This window comes from Siphonobacter sp. SORGH_AS_1065, assembly GCF_030818595.1.
Classification (GTDB): Bacteria; Bacteroidota; Bacteroidia; order Cytophagales; family Spirosomataceae; genus Siphonobacter.
Window position 1 is genome coordinate 1203089 of the sequence record NZ_JAUTAM010000004.1, and the last position, 17400, is coordinate 1220488.

Genomic DNA, 17400 nt, shown 5'->3' on the forward strand with positions numbered 1-17400 from the left:
CTGGAGGTTTGTGAAAAAAAGCAATGAAACTACAGCCTTTACTTCCCAGCCGAGCCCCTAAAAAAGCCAGTTTAGAAAAAGAGGTAATCTACCCTATTTTGGACGAAGCTTTATTTTGCACCATTAGTTACGTGCAGGACGGTCTGCCTTTTTCCATTCCTACGTCTTTCGTGCGTTACGAAGACAAACTATACATCCACGGCTCGGTAGGTAGTCATTTTATTCGAAGTCTTGAAACAGGAATTCCCGTTTGCATTACCATTATGCTGGTAGATGCGTTGGTAGTAGCCCGATCAGCTTTTAGCCACTCGGTGAACTATAAATCCGTCGTTGTTTTTGCCGAGGCGGAAAAAATTGAATCGCCTCAACTCAAGTGGGATTCTTTGCAATGGTTAACGGAGAAGATCGTTCCGGGCAGTTGGAATTACCTGCGTCCCATGACTGAAAACGAAGTGCGTAAAACTACCGTTTTAGCCTTTTCTCTTGATCAGGCTTCGGCCAAATCCCGGACGGGCATGCCCAATAATGAAGAAGAGGATCTACAGCTTGACATCTGGTCGGGTATTATCCCCCTGCAACACAAACGCCTGACTCCCATTGCCGATGATCTTTCACAGCATATTCCGTTACCTGAACATTTGCGATAAAAAGTGAGTCAATGCTCGGTGTTGGTTTGTCATCCGACTAACTACAAGCTGAATAATAAACGTTTTATTATTCAGCCTGTCATCTCGAACGAAGAGAGACCTTTCGTAGAAATGAGTCGAAGTTTACGAAAAGCTGATAAACTCCCACCCAAGAAGTGGTACCCAATCTTAAGTAAGGTGCTTTGCTCTGGATAACAATAGAGCTGACAAACCCATATACTTCAGCCTAGCCGATGCCAGCTTTTTCGCTGGCATCATGCGTCTAACCTCCAATGGTGAACCCCAATCCCGCAGTCGCTCGGATCTAGCCAAGTGACAATCTTGTCTGGAAGGCTTCTGGCAGATACTAGCAGGAGTGTTTTGTTTCGGAAAGCTGTTTTCTGACCCGTTACTGATTTGTTGCATACCGGTCAGAGACCTATAGCCACGTGGTCACTCGGCTGGAGCCGAGCGACTGCGGGAAGTGCCACCAACCTTAAGCAAGCTTCTTCGCTTTGCTCTGGATGACAGTAAAGGTGACAACCCCATATACTTCAGCTTGCCGATGCCAGCTTTTTCGCTGGCATCATTCGTCTAACCTCCAATGATTGACATCTAATCCCTTATAAATATAAAGCTTCTTCTATCTCCTCTGAATGACGGCTACCGCTATTTTCAAAGCCTTAAAAACCAAAAGAGCCGTTTCTCTGCATTAGAGAAACGGCTCTTCACGTAATAAATCTAAAGTGTTATTTCACTTTGAAATCCACCCGCGTTTTATCCCAAGCCATAGAAATGGTTCCTGAGTTCGCAACGTTGATCATGAATTTTTCGGTCATTTTACCTGATTTAGCGGGCACTTTCACACGAAGTACGTCATCCGCTTCCTGATACTTGTAAGCTCCCCACTGTTCAGCCGTCTTGTTGAAAATAATCGTCCATTCTTTTTCACCAGGAATGGTAAATAAAGCGTATTTACCAGCGGGCAGGTCTTTACCTTCTACTTTCAGATCGCCTGACGTTTCAAAGGTGGTTGCTTCGTTGGCACCCGTACGCCATACTTTTCCGTAAGGAGCAATTTTATCGTTCGCATCCCATACGTTACGGCCTTTTACTGAAGGCTGAGAGTAGTTAATCGTAATAGTTTTACCATTTACTTTTCCCATAGCCACGGCTGGAGGACTAGGGCGTTTAGATTTGTCTTCAGGAGCTTTCGTATTCTGAGCAAAAACAGCAGTCGTGAAAGCCAGGAAGGTTACAAAGAAGGTAAGCAATGCTTTTTTCATGTGATGCATAAAGTTAAGACATACAAAAAACGGTCTTTCTGCTTAATTGTTCTTAAAGAAGCCATTAAAAATTTGACGCAGAATTATCCCATATTACTACGGCCTTTAATCCGTTCACTTCAGGTATGAGCCGTTAACGGCTAAATCTATTTTAAAAAGGCAACAAAACTGTATCTTGCGTTCATCGTATCATTTATTTCGTTTCAGTTTGAGAAGTGATTAACCCTGTTTAAGCTTTTCAAACGTTACACGTACCTTGTTTTCCACATTCATGAAATCATTTTTTCAATCGGCTCTTTTGATGGGCTGCGTTCTGGGCACGGCACTGGCTCAGGCTCAAAAACCAAAAAAGACGGTGGTTCCCGCTTCTCTGCCCGAGTTTCAGATGAAGCTCGAGCAACCAGCCGCTCACGTTCGCTTTTTAGCAGCCGATGAAATGCTAGGACGTCGCACTGGTGAAATCACCAACAATGTGGCGGCCCGTTATATCGCCGAGCAGTATCGTCTGCTGGGACTCAAACCCGTTTCGGGCCAGACGGATTATCTGCAACCCGTATCACTGGAAAGTGTCAAGCCGGGCAAGGATGGGTTCCTTTTCTTTGGAACCGATACGTTAAAGGTGAAACAAAATTTTATTGTCCTTTCTGGCGAGCCTACTACGTTTACCAATACGCCCGTCGTTTTTGCAGCCTATGGTAATGAAAATGATTACCAGGGACTGGATGTAAAAGGCAAAATCGTCGTTGCCCAATTTGGATCAGCCGATGCTAAATCGCCTATGGAAGGCTTTGAGTCCATTGAAAGAAAAACCAAACTTGCCGTTGAGCACGGAGCCTTGGCCCTAATCGAAGTATTGCCTCCGCAACTTCCCTGGGTAACGGTGGCTAATTACTTTGGTAAAGAAAGCGTTCGGGTGAAATCTAGCAACGCTGAGCAAAACAAACTACCCCACATCTGGCTGGGTGGCCCTTCGGCCAAAGGTTTTAACCGCGATCAGGTTAAACAAATCACCGGAAAAACGGCATCCATGACCGTTAAACCCCTCCGGGCCTATAACGTAGCCGCCGTGTTAGAAGGCTCTGATCCAACACTGAAAAGCGAATACGTCATCCTTTCCGCTCACTTTGATCACGTAGGAACGGGTAAGCAGGGCGGCGGTCCATACACGGAAGCCGACAGCATCTTTAACGGAACCCGCGATAATGCCATGGGAACAGCGGCAGTGTTGGAAGCGGCTCAAACGCTTTCGAAAGTAAAGCCCAAACGCTCGATTCTGTTTTTGAATTTCACGGGGGAAGAACTGGGCCTGCTGGGCAGTAAGTATTATGCCGAGCATCCATTAATTCCATTAAAAGATTGCGTATACAACCTGAATAATGACGGAGCGGGTTATAATGATACAACGCTGGTAACGGTGATTGGTCTGGAACGTACCGGAACGCAGACGCAAATTGAAACTGCAGCTAAAGCCTTCGGCCTGAAGGTCAATGCAGATCCCGCTCCTGAGCAGGGACTTTTTGACCGCTCGGACAACGTGAGCTTTGCTGCCAAAGGTATTCCTGCTCCTACGTTTACACCCGGTTTTACTAAATTTGACGCGTCTCTCTTCAAGTTCTACCATCAGGTAGCCGATAACCCTGAGACGATTAGTTACACCTATTTACTTAAATTCTGTCAAACCTACGCCTACGCGGCTCGACTGATTGCTAACATGCCTCAGCGACCCCAGTGGGTAAAAGGGGATAAATACGAAGCGGCTAGTAACCAGTTGTATTCAAAATAAAAAATAAAGGCGTCAGAAAATTCTGACGCCTTTATTCATCTGACAGGTGAGCTATCAGGGTTTTCCCAAATTAATCCCCATTGGTGTAACTGTATCATAATTTCAAGCAGAGCATCTCCCTTCGCTGTGACTTTATAATGCGTCTGTATCGGAACCGTGGATGAATCCGAAATTCGGCTAATACATCCGTCTTCTTCCAGTTCACGTAATCTTTTGCCCAGAATCTGATCTGAAATACCGGGTAATTTTGCCTTTAATTTACTGAACTGAAAATAGCCATTAGCAATGTCGTAAAGAATGATCATCTTCCACCGGGGGCTGATCTTTTTGAGTACATCATTTATCTCGCAAGCCTCAGAGAGTACTCTCAGATTCCGGTAATTCGTTGAGCTTTCCTTAATCTTACTGGACATACCGTTTCCTTTTTCTACTCACTTTTAGGTGAGTTATTGTGCCTTAAATCGCTTGGTAAGACCTTTGAATAAAAAAACACCAATGGCCTTTTTAGACGTTTTACTACCAATCGTTACGGATCAATTTGAAGATACTGTTACTTTCTACCAGCAAATTAGTGGTGAAAAAGTAAAAGTATCTGCCGCTCACGATGGTTATTACCTCAAATTAGTTGGCTCTTTTGTTATTCTGGGGGCAGATGATCCCGTAGCCCTTAAGATTCCTCGTCAGGTACAAGCCATTTTTCTGGTCAAAGACCTTGATTTCTACTGGCAACAAGTGCAGTCTTTTTTAAGTGAAGTAATAGTGCCTTTGTCAGTTGTTAGCACCGGTAGAAGATTCATTATCAGACAACAAGACGGGAAAGTGGTGGAATACCTTGAGCTATTTAATTAGTTAGCGACGTAAACTTTACCAATATAAGTGTAATGACATCCTGACTATGAAAAAATCCCTCAAATGAGGGATTTTTTATTTAGAAATTCTTTACGAAGACAGAACCTCATTTTACAAAAAATCCGGCCTTTTGCAGGGTAACTATAACTCCCGAATCTTCATATTTCGAAACCAGACGGCATCCGTATGGTCCTGAAGAGCGATTTTCCCGCTGATGGCTTTCGCAAAATCGGGGAAGTTCCTAAGATTACTTTTCTGCACTTTGGTCTTCCAATCGGGAGCGGTGATTGTAGCATCAGCGGTTTTCAGACCGTTCAGAAAGAAGATTACTCTTCCATCGCGGTGTACAATTCTGGAGTGATTCCATTCGCCAAAGGGCTTAGGTTTTGAGTTTTCGGCTTTTCCGCTAATGTCATACAAACAACCCGCCCAGTGTGTGGGGTTGATCTTGTGCCGCTCCTCTCCATTCTCATTATCGAGGAGTTGCATTTCCAGCCCCGTCATGTAAGCCGTAGGATTCTTCGGACTTTCCTGCACGTTGATAAATACGCCGCCATTACCCCCTTTGGCAATTTTCCAGTCGTAGGTCATCTCAAAATTCTGATAAGTGCTGTCACTTACCAAATCACCGAAATCACCCGCCTGGGACTTCGGATTACACCAGAGCTCCCCGTTTTCTACCGACCATTTCGAGGTCGTATCGCCGTGATTATAGACGTGCCAACCTTTGGTGGTTTTTCCATCGAAAAGAAGCTTCCAGCCGTCTTTTATTTCCGCCTCACTTAAGGTATTATGAGCCGTCTTATTCTGATGTTCTCCCTCTTTGGAAGCATCAGAATCACAGGCACTCAGGGTGATTATAGAAATCCCCAGTAGGATAGACAAAGACTTTAACCACTCAGTCATTGGCGTATTAATTAACTAGTTAATTGGAAAAAATCTCGTTGTATTTATCTCGTCTGAAGAAGTAATAGAACCACTTGCGATACCAGACGGAATAATACTTACGTCGATATTTAACAAAATCCTGATATACAGCTTTGTTATTGCGATGACTTTCCAGTAAATGCAATAAATCCAGATGTCTGGCCCGGTAGGCCTGCATATGTTTGTTGTAGATATAGTGGTAATACTGCACGGAGTTCACATGAAAGTCCGCGTCGTCGGTTAAAGAGTTTTGCTCTAGCCTTTTCCGGTAATAATACAGCGGCTGTTTAATTTTATGAACGTGGCTGTTTTTGGTTAAAATTCGGATCCATAACTCCCAGTCTTCCAGCCCTTTGAGATTTTCATCAAATTTACCCGCCTGCTCGAAAGCCGCCGCACTCACCATGGCAAAAATGGGAATGGCATTCGAAATTAAAAACTCGTCGCGGTCGTAATCAATAATCTTCCAGGGCCCGGTTTTACCTTCGAAAAATTCAGCATCCGAATACACCAGACTCACGTGAATATGCTTTCTGAATATCTCAAAATGCTCCTTGACAAAATCAGGATGCAGCTTATCATCCCCATCTAGAAAAACAATAAACTGACCATTGGAACGATCAAATCCGTAGTTACGGGTGGAAGCTGGGCCGCCGTTGGGTTTACTATACAACTGGATGTTTTTGTCTTGACGATATTCCTCGATAACGGCCACAGAATTATCCGTTGATCCATCGTCAACAACGATAATTTCAACGTTGGAATACGTCTGATTTTCTACCGACTGGATGGCCTCGATAATCACCCGTTCATTATTATAACAGGGAATAATCACGCTAATTAATGGCTCAGCCAGGGCTTTGGAAGCAGGCGTTGGATAATCAGTTACCGTTTTGATCCAGTTCCCCAGGTAGTATTTACTGCGAATGGCCTCATCAAGTTTAACGAAAGGCAACTTAAGAAACTCATCCAACTCTTCTTTATTCTCTTCCGTTAAAACAAAGAAATTATTTGGATGATAAAAGTCTTCATTCACCACATAAGGATTGGTGGTAATGACTTTCTTTTCTAGTTTAATTCCATCAAAAATGCGGAAAGAAAACCCCGAATGTTCATCAATACAGAAGTCCAGAATAATTTCACTGTTTTTAATCATCCGTAGTTGATACTCATAAGGAAGTACCCGGTGATGACACGTAAAATTTTCTTTTACAAAATCTGGAATATGGTGTTCATCGTAGTGATTATAGACAAAATCAAACTGGACTGGGCTAATTTTACTACTGATGAACTTGTAAAAAGACTGAATAATATCCAGCCGGGAAGGATGGTATGAACTGATGTAATAAATCTTATTCTGAACTTCTCCTTGGAGTAAGTCCGTGGCTTCTTCGGGATAATCAAAATAAAAATTAGGAGCGTACTCAACGCCGTATTTTTTATAAGTGATTACATCCTGACGATCAAAGACATAGAAGTGGTCAAAAAGGTGAATTCGGGGCAGAATCATCAGGTTCCGGGAGATACCATCGTAATGAAAAGAGATGAACTTATCACTTTTTTTCTTGGCTTCCAGTAATAATGCCGTATCGAAAAAATCAGCCCGAATCACCAGCGTAATGTCAAAATGATCGTAACTCTGAACGACCGATAATCGCTTGTAATCCGAATACGTTTGTATTAACCTATGCTTATAGCCTTTGTCATTAAGGAAGGTTCTCCGTAAGAAGTTCGTCGTCCGCTCGCGTTTGTCTTTATAAACAAAAGGATAAATATTGTTATGCAATACGATTACTTCATAGCCTAAGTGAATCAGATTTTTTTCAATTACTTCATATAATTGATAATCCCAGGGAGCTATTAGCAAGAATCTTTTTTTAGAATCCATTTTGTTGTAACGCGATCTTATTTCAATTCTAAGCTAAAAGTGGGGAAGTAATAGGCTTAGTTTTGAGACAGATGAAAAGTAAATACTCAATTTTATCTCTCTTTTTGATCAGCAGATCTTTGACCAAAAGATCATTTATCTTCCTGATGCCAACTCGACCTGCCTACAAAAATGAATAAATTTATCTTCTGACCCAAACAAATCTATCCATTAGCCCACCTACGCAAAGGCAGGAAGGGTTCCATCAATTAATCGAAATTGCTGATTTGAAAGCCATGCAGGCAAGTAAAAAGAGCCTTACCTTTGGGCATGGATTACTTTAAAAAACTCACAGAACTGCTCAAAATTGAGCGGGAGGAAGATCGGCAATCGTACTTGCGTTTAACGGAAACGTCTTCGGTGGCGGACCGCAGAGCTAACGGATTAAGCTGGTATCCCATCGCCATTCGGGGCACGGAAATGAGTCGTGGAGATTACCTGACGGTAGAGATTGAACGTACGACGCATCAGGACTTACCTCACCAGCTTCGGTTCGGCATGCCTGCCGTCTTATTTTCCAATCATGATCCCAAGCAGGATCGAGTAGAGGGTGTAATTGCCCATCAAAGCGGGAATCGACTTCGCCTGACGCTGAGAACTGATGAGCTGCCCGAATGGTCGCGGGATGGCAAACTAGGCGTGGATGTGCTTTTTGACGACAATGCCTACGATGAAATGCAGGCAGCTTTAAACACGGCGGCTCAGAAAATAACGCAGCCCGAGGGGCGGCTCATTCGCATCCTGACGGGTGAGCATACCCCTACGTTCCATACCGATGTTTTTACCGTTCCTCAGCCTGATTTGAATGCTTCGCAGGCCGAAGCCGTCGTTAAAATTCAACAGGCTAATGACCTGGCCATCGTTCATGGCCCTCCGGGTACGGGGAAGACGACTACGCTGGTGCAGGCCATTAAAACCCTGGTCAAACATCACAATGAAAAAGTATTGGTGGTAGCCCCCAGTAACACAGCTGTTGACTTACTCAGCGAAAAGCTTTCGGATCAGGGCCTAAATGTCCTGCGAGTTGGGAATCCGGCCCGGGTGTCTTCGCGGTTAATGGCCCTGACGCTCGATCATAAAATGGCTGATCATACCCGAACCAAAGAGGTAAAGGAGTTAAAAAAACGAGCTCATGAATTTAAAAACATGGCTCATAAGTACAAGCGAAACTTCGGCCCGGCGGAACGGCAGCAGCGAAAAGCCCTCTTCGATGAAGCCCACCGGATTATGAAGGAAGTAGCGGCATTGGAAGAGTATACCATTGACGATCTGGTTAATAAAGCTCAGGTCATTACGGCCACGCTGGTTGGCTCAAATCATTACACGGTGCGTAATTTAACCTTTCAGACTGTTATTATCGACGAAGCCGGGCAGGCCTTAGAGCCCGCCTGCTGGATTCCGATTTTAAAAGCTAAAAAAGTAATTCTGGCCGGAGACCATTTCCAGCTTTCGCCTACAATCAAATCCAGTGAAGCTGCCGCCAAAGGACTTAGTAAAACATTACTGGAAAAATGCGTAGAAGCTTATCCCGAGGCCGTGACACTATTGCAACAGCAGTACCGCATGAACGAGCTTATCATGGGTTATTCGTCCCAGGTGTTTTATGAAGGCAAGCTCAAAGCTCACCCTTCGGTAGCTAGTCACCGTCTGTTTGCTGAAGATGCTCCGCTGGCTTTTATTGACACGGCGGGCTGCGGATTTGAGGAAAAACTCGAAGGTACTTCTTCCACCAATCCCGAAGAGGCAGCATTTACCATCAAGCACCTGAGTCTGCTGGTGGAAGACCTGCGGCACCGCTATAGTCCTGAGCATTTTCCCAGCATTGCCGTTATTTCGCCTTACAAGCAACAGATTCATTTACTTCAGGAACAGGTAGAACACTCGCCCGAATTGCAACCATATCAACACCGTATTTCGGTAAATACCATTGATAGTTTTCAGGGACAGGAACGCGACATCGTCTACATCAGTATGACCCGCAGCAACCCGGAAGGGCAAATCGGGTTTCTGTCTGATATTCGCCGCATGAACGTAGCCATGACTCGGGCTCGTAAAAAGCTGGTTATTGTAGGAGACAGTGCTACGCTTTCTCAGTTTCCCTTTTATGCCAATTTCATTGCCTACGCCGAGCAGCATCAGGCGTATCAAAGTGCCTGGGAATTCATGAATTAATCGTTGAGACTAGCCCTACCCCAGCTTTTTCAAGAAACCGATCACCCGCCCTATGAAACATATCTGCTTCGCCTTTTTTTTATACTTGCTTACGCTTGTCAGTCAGAGGTGTCTGGGTCAGGATCTACTTTCTAAAACCGTTAGTATTTCCGCCCAGCAACAACGCCTGGCTCAGGTATTGCAACGCGTAGGCCAGCAGGGCGGGTTTTCATTTTCGTATAACAGCCACTTATTCAATCAGGATAGTTTGGTGAGTATCCGGGTCCATCGGCAAACGGTTAATTACGTGTTGCATCAGCTTCTGGGCGATCGGTTTTTGTATAAGCAAACGGGTAATTACCTGATTATCCAGTTGAATATCACCGAAAAGTTTTACAATGTCAGTGGCACTATTCTCGATCAAGAAACGGGAGAAAAAGTAGAGCTGGCCAGTATTTACGACAAAACCCGCCTACTTGCTACTTCAAGTAATGATCAGGGTCATTTTCGCCTGCGTTTAAAAGCTCAGAAAACTACCCCCCTTTTTACCGTTAGCCGGCTGGGTTATCATGATACCACCCTCGTTATTCCACCGGATGAGAACGTAACCATTCGCATTAAACCCAAATCAGTTTATCTACAGGAAGTTACCGTTAATCAGCATTCAGGCGGGGAAAATAGCTGGTTAGGTCGGCGATTACTTTCACGGCGGCTGCGAAGTCAGAGCCAAAACCTAAGTCAGTTTTTTGTCAATCTCCCCTATCAGGTGGCCTTAACACCGGGATTAAGCAGCCGAGGCCGACTAAGTACGCAGATCGTTAATACCGTTTCCATAAACCTGCTCGGTGGTTATAATGCGGGCGTTAATGGCGTTGAAGTGGCGGGCGTCTTCAATATTACTAAGAACAACGTTCGTTCCCTGCAAGTAGCGGGATTGTTTAATCTGGTGGGCGGCAGCGTTCGGGGCGTACAGATTGCGGGTCTTCACAACAACATTATGGATACGTTGAAGGGTTTGCAGTTGTCAGGCGTCCATAATTTTTCGCAGCGTAATTTGGGAGCCCTGCAACTGGCAGGAGTTATGAATGTGACCCGCCAGGCAGAACATTCGCTACAAATATCCGGCCTTAGCAATCATATTAAAAGGGGTTCGAGCGTACTCCAAATCGCCGGACTTTTCAATAGCCATTCCGGCGAAAATGCCCGCATTCAGATTGCCGGACTTTATAACTATGCCCGTCACCTCAAAGGCTTTCAAATCGGAATTATTAACCAGGCCGATAGCTCTTCGGGAGCCAGCATTGGGTTAGTCAATTTAACTAAGAATGGGAAGAAAACCTTCTCACTTTCAGCCAATGAACTCGTGCCTCTTCAGTTGGAATTCAAGAGTGGCACCCCTCATTTTTATACCGTATTAATTGCCGGTTATTCTCCTGCTTATCAGCGAAAACTATTTACTTTTGGGCTGGGCATTGGCTCTGAATTTACGCTATCTGACCGTTTTGACTTTGCCGTTGAATTCAGTTCTCAAAGTACGTATCAGGGCAGTTGGTCACAACTCGGTAATTTGTACCGACTCCAGCCCATACTTCGCTGGAAAAAAACTAAACATCTCGCCTTTATTACCGGCCCGACCGCTTCGCTGTATCATTCCGGGCAAACCGTTTTTGCTGCTCCTTATTTAGCCGACCCCGCCCAGCATTTACCCAGTGCCAAAGTGGGTATGGGCCGCGTTTGGTTGGGGGGACAGTTTGCGATAGAATTTAGCTGGTAATGTTTTTCTTTTTCATATTTAAGAGACTGTCTAAAAATAAGGTTTAATAACAGCGAAAATCCCGCAGTTGCTTGGCCAGAGTTGAGCAACTGCGTGGGAATCTGTAATGTAGTAAACGTAGTTTGACCCCAAATTTTTGTTTTGAAAAGGTAGAGACGCGACTTTATCGCGTCTGGGTAAGAGGCGGGCTCGGTTACTCCTACCCTGGCTGGTGTCTTCACCAGCCCAAGCCTAGTGGTTGGTGAGGACACCAACCACGGCGGATGTAAGACAAATTTTTGGGAAATAAATCCACCCAATGATCTTGTACGATCTACTGATAATAATGTTTAAAAGTTTGGTGCGAGCCTAAATGAAAACAGATTAAAATGGTTAGATTTTCAGAGTTAGACATTAATAATGCTCTGCTTCTATGCCGCTTTTCTCCACTAACCTGAACTTGCTTTAATTCTTTGATGCGTAGCTCGAACTCCTTCAAAAATCATCTACGGTACAAAATATTTCAATAACTTTACCCTTTGAAAATATGGCGTTATAGTGGCTAACTATTAAAATGTTAGATACTTAATAGGTCTCCTGTTTTATAGCATACCAGCTAAATTTTTGTCCCGAATTCAGGTTAAGATAGGTAGGATAAAGGAGGGATGTAGTCGCATAAACCAGGCATTACTCCTGTCAATAATATAGATGGCTCAGGGCATTTTATTTATAATCCAGCAAATGCAAATCACAATAACTATAAAAGTGGAGGTATTTTATTATGGGTAAAGCGTTCAGAATCCTGCCTATTGTTTTTTTTTATGTACTGTCGATTAATTGCAATTATTTATATTCTCAAAAATTGCATACAACGGAATTGTATTGGGTTTATTGTGATTCTTCCACCTGCAAGTTGTCTTTTAATGAAAAAGAAAAATTATTAGAATGGTGTGAACACCAAATTCCTTTTGTTATTTCTGATAAAAATAAAAATGAGGATGAGTGGAGAATGATATGGCCTAGTAATGAATCAAGTATGGTAATTGTTAATTCTAAAATCTTGAATATAAAGAATGACCAATATTTTGTTGTTATTTCTGTAGGATGTTCAGGAATACCATGTCAGAATATTTATGTTTTTAGAGAAAATAAATCAAACTGGTGTTTAATATCAAGGTCAAAGGCCAGGGTTAGGGGGGAGATAGAATTGATAAACAAAGATGATAAGATAATATTTAAAGCTAAATCAGGTCAAATTGGGGAATTTTCTTTTTAGTAATAAAAAAAACATTGTGTGGCTTAAATGTCGGAGTGAGTATTTTGTAATCTACTGATAATCAGAAAAACAATTTTCCTCCTACCCTGGCTGAGGTCTTCACCAGCCTTACTAAAAGCCTAGTGTTTGGCAAGGATACCAACCAGAGCGGAGAGTTTAGCTGGTAATTCCTTTTTTCATGTCTTAATTAAAAATTTTATTCTTCTCGTAGGGGTATTTTGGCTCAAGCTGTCATAGGATCGCTTTTTGACTTGAAGGTTCATGCATGACTTCAAAAGAAAAAGGCTTGTCCTTCATCTATTTTTTAGCCAAACCAATGAAGATTGCATTCATTTTTCGTGCCTTACTTTATAGTCTCCCTTTTCATAGCTTGCTGCTTTTGGCTCAACATCAGCTCAGCAAAACCAGCGTGGTCCACATCGGTCTGATTTACCCTTTAAGTAGTAATGGCCGCCTTGCCGCCGAATACAGCAACCCCTTTTCCATGCACGGCCTGATTGGCGTTTCGGGAGCGGAAACGGGCGTAGCTCTGGCGGGCGTTGGTTTGAATATTCGCGGAAATGCCCGAGGCTTACAACTCTCTGGCGTTTATAATCAAACGGGAGGTCACGTTCAGGGAACGCAACTAACGGGCGTAGTTAATACGGCTCATTCGGCCAAAGCTCTGCAACTGGCGGGTGTTACTAACGTAGTGAGTCAGGAGTTTACGGGGGTTCAACTGGCGGGCGTCGTAAACGTAGCCGGAAAAACGGATGGCCTGCAACTAGCGGGACTGGGTAATACCAGCCGAGGAAGCTCGCAGGTAACTCAGATCAGTGGGGTTTTCAACCGGAGCAATCAGGCCAATAATCAAATTGGGGGTCTGGTTAATGTGGCGAAAAAAGTTCGGGGCATTCAACTGGCCGGACTTATCAATATTGCCGATACGAGTGATTATCCCATTGCCCTGCTCAATTTTGTTAAGAGTGGAGAAAAATCCTTTAGCCTCAGCACCGACGAAATTCTGAACACCTTACTCACCTTCCGCTCCGGCGGACGCGTTTTGTATGGCATTTTAGGGCTGGGCTATCATTTACAGACTACTTCGTTACTCGCCTTGGAAGGAGGTCTGGGAGCTCATTTGATGGATACGCCTGCCTTTCGACTTAATCTGGAAGTGGCGAGCTTAACCTTAACTGATTTTAAAAACCGCGAGTACTATCGCTACGCACTACGGCTATTACCCACCTTCAAACTTCAGGATCGCTGGGAAATTTTCGCCGGTCCTTCCCTGAATCAGGTACATTTCAAAAATGAAAACGGCCCGGATTTACATGGCTTGCCGCTCTGGGAAAAAGTAACCTCCCGACAAACCTACGGCCTATACCTGGGCCTCACGGGCGGCGTTCAGTTTAAACTCTAATCACGTAAAGAGTCCACTAGTAATGATACCCGTGGACTCTTTACTACGCCTGTTTTTCTGGCTCGTTAATGAAAGCTTTGCGAGACAAATCCGAGGACTTTTGGCAGGGCTTCCCGCCAGTAGGTCCAGGTATGGCCGCCATCGTGAACCCGAAATTCGTGTGGAATAGTCTTATCCAGCAGCGTAGTGTGCAGGGCCATGTTGGCCCGTATGAGATGGTCGTCATCACCGCAATCGATGTAATAACGAACCGATTTCAGTGACTCAACGGGCTGTTTCTGCACCAGATTAAAAATTGAGAACTGTTGCCAATGGTCGCTCAGACGGTTTTTACCCTTTAGCTCGGTCGGCATCACTTTTCCAAATCTCCGCTGGTAATCTTCCGGTTTCATGGTTACGATTTCTTCATCGGTAAACACAGCCGCACTCAGCGGAGCGGCAGCGGCAAAATATTCAGGATGTTTGGTGGCCAATAACAGCGTTCCGTAACCACCCATGGAAAGCCCTGCAATGGCCCGGTAGTTTTTCTGCGGTCGACTGCGGTAGGTTGAATCGATGTAGGGAATGAGTTCTTTTATAAAGAAATCCTCGTAGCGAATTTTGCCGTCGGCACTGTTCATGTACCAGGTTTTCTCCGCATTGGGCATCACAATAATCATGGGAACGGCTTTGGTTTCCTCCACGATTCTTTCTACCTCTCCCATCTGAGTCCAGCCGGTTTCGTCATCGCCCAATCCGTGCAATAAATACAGCACGGGGTAGCGACGATTGGTGGTTTCATAACCCTCAGGCAAAAGAATGCTGTAATTGACCACTTTGCCTAAAATGCTACTTTTAAGGGGTAGGCTTTCCTGTAAATGCCCTTTTTGTCCGAAAACAGCAGGACTGCTGATGAGTAAAAACAGGATAATAACTATTTTCATACGCTCGAAATACGGGTGATTTTAGTGATAGGATTTTATCAGGCAGCTTCAATACTTACCACTACAAATTTAGACGTAGGCGTATTACTTTCTTTAGCCACGCTATCAATTGGTACAAGCGGATTTGCTTCGGGGTAATACGCGGCGGTATTTCCTTTCGGAATGTCATAGGACAATGCAATGAATCGCTCAATCCGACGCTGCTGCCCGTTAAAATGACTGGTAATATTTACCAACTGCTCATGTTTGATGTTCCGTTCAGCCATGTCTTCGGTATTCATAAAAATCACCCGCCGCTCGCCAAACACGCCCCGGTAGCGATCATTGTAATCGTAAATTGTAGTGTTAAACTGATCGTGACTCCGAATGGTCATTAACACCAATTGATCTTTTTCCAGTTCATGAGCTTCGATCTGAGTTACTGAAAAATTAGCCCGTCCGTTTGAAGTATTAAATTGCCGATGACGAGGGCCATTGGGAAGGTAAAAACCACCGGGCTTGCGAATTTTTTCATTGAAGTTTTCAAAACCCGGCACAATCCGGGCAATCGAATCACGAATGGTATCATAATTCTCGGTGTACCCTACCCAATCTACCGTCGATTTTTCACCCAGCGTAGCTAGAGCCATGCCTGAAATGATGGCTACTTCGCTGAGCATCTCGCCTTCTAGTGGATCAAGCACCCCTTTGCTTTGACTAACCACACCCATGGAGTTTTCACAGGAAGTAAACTGCTGGCCCGAACGTTGCATGTCTTTATCCAGGTGAGCGTAACAAGGTAGAATTAGGGCGGTTTCTCCCGTCGTCAGATGCCCGCGATTCAGTTTGGTACTGACGTACACACTTAATTTCAACTGACGAATCCCCTCGGCCACAAATTCAGTATCCGAAGAAGCCGAAAGCAAGTTCCCCCCCATACTTACAAATACCTTAAGTTTGCCTTCGTGCATGGCTTTGACTCCATCAATGGTATCCAAACCGTGCTTGCGGGGTGGCTCAAAACGGTATTCCTTTTTCAAAGCATCGAGAAATTTCTCTTCGGGTTTTTCCCAGATTCCCATCGTGCGATCTCCCTGCACGTTGGAGTGACCCCGCACGGGGCAGGTGCCCGCCCCAATTTTGCCGATGGCACCTTTGAGTAAGTGCATATTTACGATTTCCTTAATCGTATCTACCCCGTTTTTGTGCTGGGTAATACCCATAGCCCAACAGGTGACTATTTTATCTTTAAAGGCCAGTAATTCGGCAGCAGCTTCTATTTCCTTACGGCTGAGCCCACTGCTAGCTTCAATCTCATTCCAGGAATCCTGGCGGGAGTTAATGCGAAAGGCTTCGTAACCAGCCGTGAATTCTTCGATAAAACGGTGATCTATTACTTTCCCCGGATGCTTTTCTTCCAGGGCGAATAAATGCTTGATAATGCCTTTCAGCACCGCCATATCGCCATTAATCTTCACCTGAAGGAATACATCCGCAATGGGCGTTCCTTTTCCCACCAGTGTACCCACGGCTTTAATGGGATTCATGAAATCCTGTGGATTTTTGAAGTGATCCAGACCCGTTTCATGCAAAGGATTAATAGCAATAATCTTGGCTCCCTTTTTCTTGGCAATCTGAAGAGCCGTCAGCATCCGTGGATGATTCGTGCCCGGATTTTGGCCCATGATGAGGATGACTTCCGCTTCGTGAATGTCGTGCAGTGTTGTCGATCCTTTGCCTAAGCCCAGCGTTGGAGCCAGAGCGGTTCCACTACTTTCGTGACACATGTTCGAACAATCGGGTAAATTATTGGTGCCGAACTGCCGAACAAAAAGCTGGTATAAGAAAGCGGGCTCGTTGGGTACTTTCCCCGAAGTATAAAACAAAGCTTCATCCGGCGAAGCCAGAGCGTTCAGTTCCCGTCCTATTAACGCAAAAGCCTCCAGCCAGGTAATGGGAGCATAATGCGTGGCTCCGGGCCGGCGAATCAGTGGATGCGTTAATCGGCCCGCATTATTGAGATCCCGATCGGTCATGCGGGATAACTCGGCCAGACTGTGTTTACTAAAAAACTCGGGATCAGCCCGCCTTGTATCCGCATCAGAGGCGGTGGCTTTGGCTCCGTTTTCGCAGAACTCAGCCACTGAGCGATGCCCATCGGGATCGGGCCAGGCACACGATGAACAGTCAAAGCCATCTTTCTGGTTCAGTTTCAACAGAGCCTGCGTACCCCGGCCCACGCCCCCCTCGCTCCAGGCAAATTCCATGGATTGAATCACGGCTTTTAAACCCGCAGCTATTTTAGAGGGTTTGCTCACACTCAGACCCGTAAGGGTCTCTGGCGGCTGGGTTAATATGGTATGGTCTTTCATGGCTATTTTAGGAAATGGGCTTTGGGCTGTAACCCACTTCAGATTTAATGTTTAGTAACTTAGTAACAAGGTACTACTAACGAACCCGTTTCCACGAGCAGTGTAGTATTTTTTGCTTCGTTTTTCCAGGCAATATCAGCCTCATG

13 protein-coding genes are annotated in these 17400 nt (G+C 44.7%); 7 read left to right on the plus strand and 6 right to left on the minus strand.

Annotation, left to right across the window (positions count from 1 at the left end):
- Positions 1 to 23 precede the first annotated feature (23 nt).
- Complete coding sequence (locus QE390_RS05595; protein WP_307141411.1) at positions 24 to 647, plus strand: pyridoxamine 5'-phosphate oxidase family protein; 624 nt, start codon at positions 24 to 26, stop codon at positions 645 to 647.
- Between the two features lie 728 nt (positions 648 to 1375).
- Here QE390_RS05595 and QE390_RS05600 read toward each other — a convergent pair.
- Positions 1376 to 1912, minus strand: a complete 537-nt coding sequence (locus QE390_RS05600) for a DUF2911 domain-containing protein (protein WP_106637245.1) — start codon at positions 1910 to 1912, stop codon at positions 1376 to 1378.
- Positions 1913 to 2183: 271 nt separating this feature from the next.
- Between QE390_RS05600 and QE390_RS05605 the strand changes: the two genes are divergently transcribed.
- On the plus strand, positions 2184 to 3695 hold the full coding sequence (locus QE390_RS05605; RefSeq protein WP_307141412.1) for a M20/M25/M40 family metallo-hydrolase: 1512 nt from the start codon (positions 2184 to 2186) through the stop codon (positions 3693 to 3695).
- Between the two features lie 35 nt (positions 3696 to 3730).
- On the opposite strand, the gene QE390_RS05610 is transcribed toward QE390_RS05605, so the two are convergent.
- Positions 3731 to 4108, minus strand: coding sequence for a helix-turn-helix domain-containing protein (locus tag QE390_RS05610; RefSeq protein ID WP_307141413.1), 378 nt, complete (start codon positions 4106 to 4108; stop codon positions 3731 to 3733).
- 64 nt (positions 4109 to 4172) lie between these two features.
- Here QE390_RS05610 and QE390_RS05615 point away from each other — a divergent pair, with 64 nt between their 5' ends.
- Positions 4173 to 4544 (plus strand): hypothetical protein, encoded by a 372-nt coding sequence (locus QE390_RS05615; RefSeq protein ID WP_307141414.1) that lies wholly within the window; start codon positions 4173 to 4175, stop codon positions 4542 to 4544.
- A gap of 141 nt (positions 4545 to 4685) precedes the next feature.
- Here the strand turns inward: QE390_RS05615 and QE390_RS05620 are convergent, their stop codons facing one another.
- Together QE390_RS05620 and QE390_RS05625 are read right to left on the minus strand one after the other, a co-directional pair.
- Positions 4686 to 5450, minus strand: a complete 765-nt coding sequence (locus QE390_RS05620; RefSeq protein WP_307141415.1) for a DUF1080 domain-containing protein — start codon at positions 5448 to 5450, stop codon at positions 4686 to 4688.
- Between the two features lie 19 nt (positions 5451 to 5469).
- The gene (locus QE390_RS05625) at positions 5470 to 7359 is read right to left on the minus strand and encodes a glycosyltransferase (RefSeq protein ID WP_307141416.1); all 1890 of its coding nucleotides are present in this window, start codon (positions 7357 to 7359) and stop codon (positions 5470 to 5472) included.
- A gap of 309 nt (positions 7360 to 7668) precedes the next feature.
- Here QE390_RS05625 and QE390_RS05630 point away from each other — a divergent pair, with 309 nt between their 5' ends.
- The 4 genes from QE390_RS05630 to QE390_RS05645 all read left to right on the plus strand — a co-directional run bounded on the left by QE390_RS05630 (position 7669) and on the right by QE390_RS05645 (position 13980).
- The gene (locus QE390_RS05630; protein ID WP_307141417.1) at positions 7669 to 9570 is read left to right on the plus strand and encodes an AAA domain-containing protein; all 1902 of its coding nucleotides are present in this window, start codon (positions 7669 to 7671) and stop codon (positions 9568 to 9570) included.
- Between the two features lie 52 nt (positions 9571 to 9622).
- Positions 9623 to 11323, plus strand: coding sequence for a carboxypeptidase-like regulatory domain-containing protein (locus QE390_RS05635; RefSeq protein ID WP_307141418.1), 1701 nt, complete (start codon positions 9623 to 9625; stop codon positions 11321 to 11323).
- A gap of 841 nt (positions 11324 to 12164) precedes the next feature.
- Positions 12165 to 12578, plus strand: a complete 414-nt coding sequence (locus tag QE390_RS05640; RefSeq protein ID WP_307141419.1) for a hypothetical protein — start codon at positions 12165 to 12167, stop codon at positions 12576 to 12578.
- Positions 12579 to 12894: 316 nt separating this feature from the next.
- Positions 12895 to 13980 (plus strand): hypothetical protein, encoded by a 1086-nt coding sequence (locus QE390_RS05645; RefSeq protein ID WP_307141420.1) that lies wholly within the window; start codon positions 12895 to 12897, stop codon positions 13978 to 13980.
- A gap of 65 nt (positions 13981 to 14045) precedes the next feature.
- Here QE390_RS05645 and QE390_RS05650 read toward each other — a convergent pair whose 3' ends face one another.
- Together QE390_RS05650 and QE390_RS05655 are read right to left on the minus strand one after the other, a co-directional pair.
- Positions 14046 to 14903, minus strand: coding sequence for an alpha/beta hydrolase family protein (locus tag QE390_RS05650; RefSeq protein ID WP_307141421.1), 858 nt, complete (start codon positions 14901 to 14903; stop codon positions 14046 to 14048).
- A 38-nt stretch (positions 14904 to 14941) separates the two neighbouring features.
- A complete protein-coding gene (locus tag QE390_RS05655) occupies positions 14942 to 17254 on the minus strand; it encodes an FdhF/YdeP family oxidoreductase (RefSeq protein ID WP_307141422.1) in 2313 nt (770 codons plus the stop codon).
- Between the last annotated feature and the right edge of the window lie 146 nt (positions 17255 to 17400).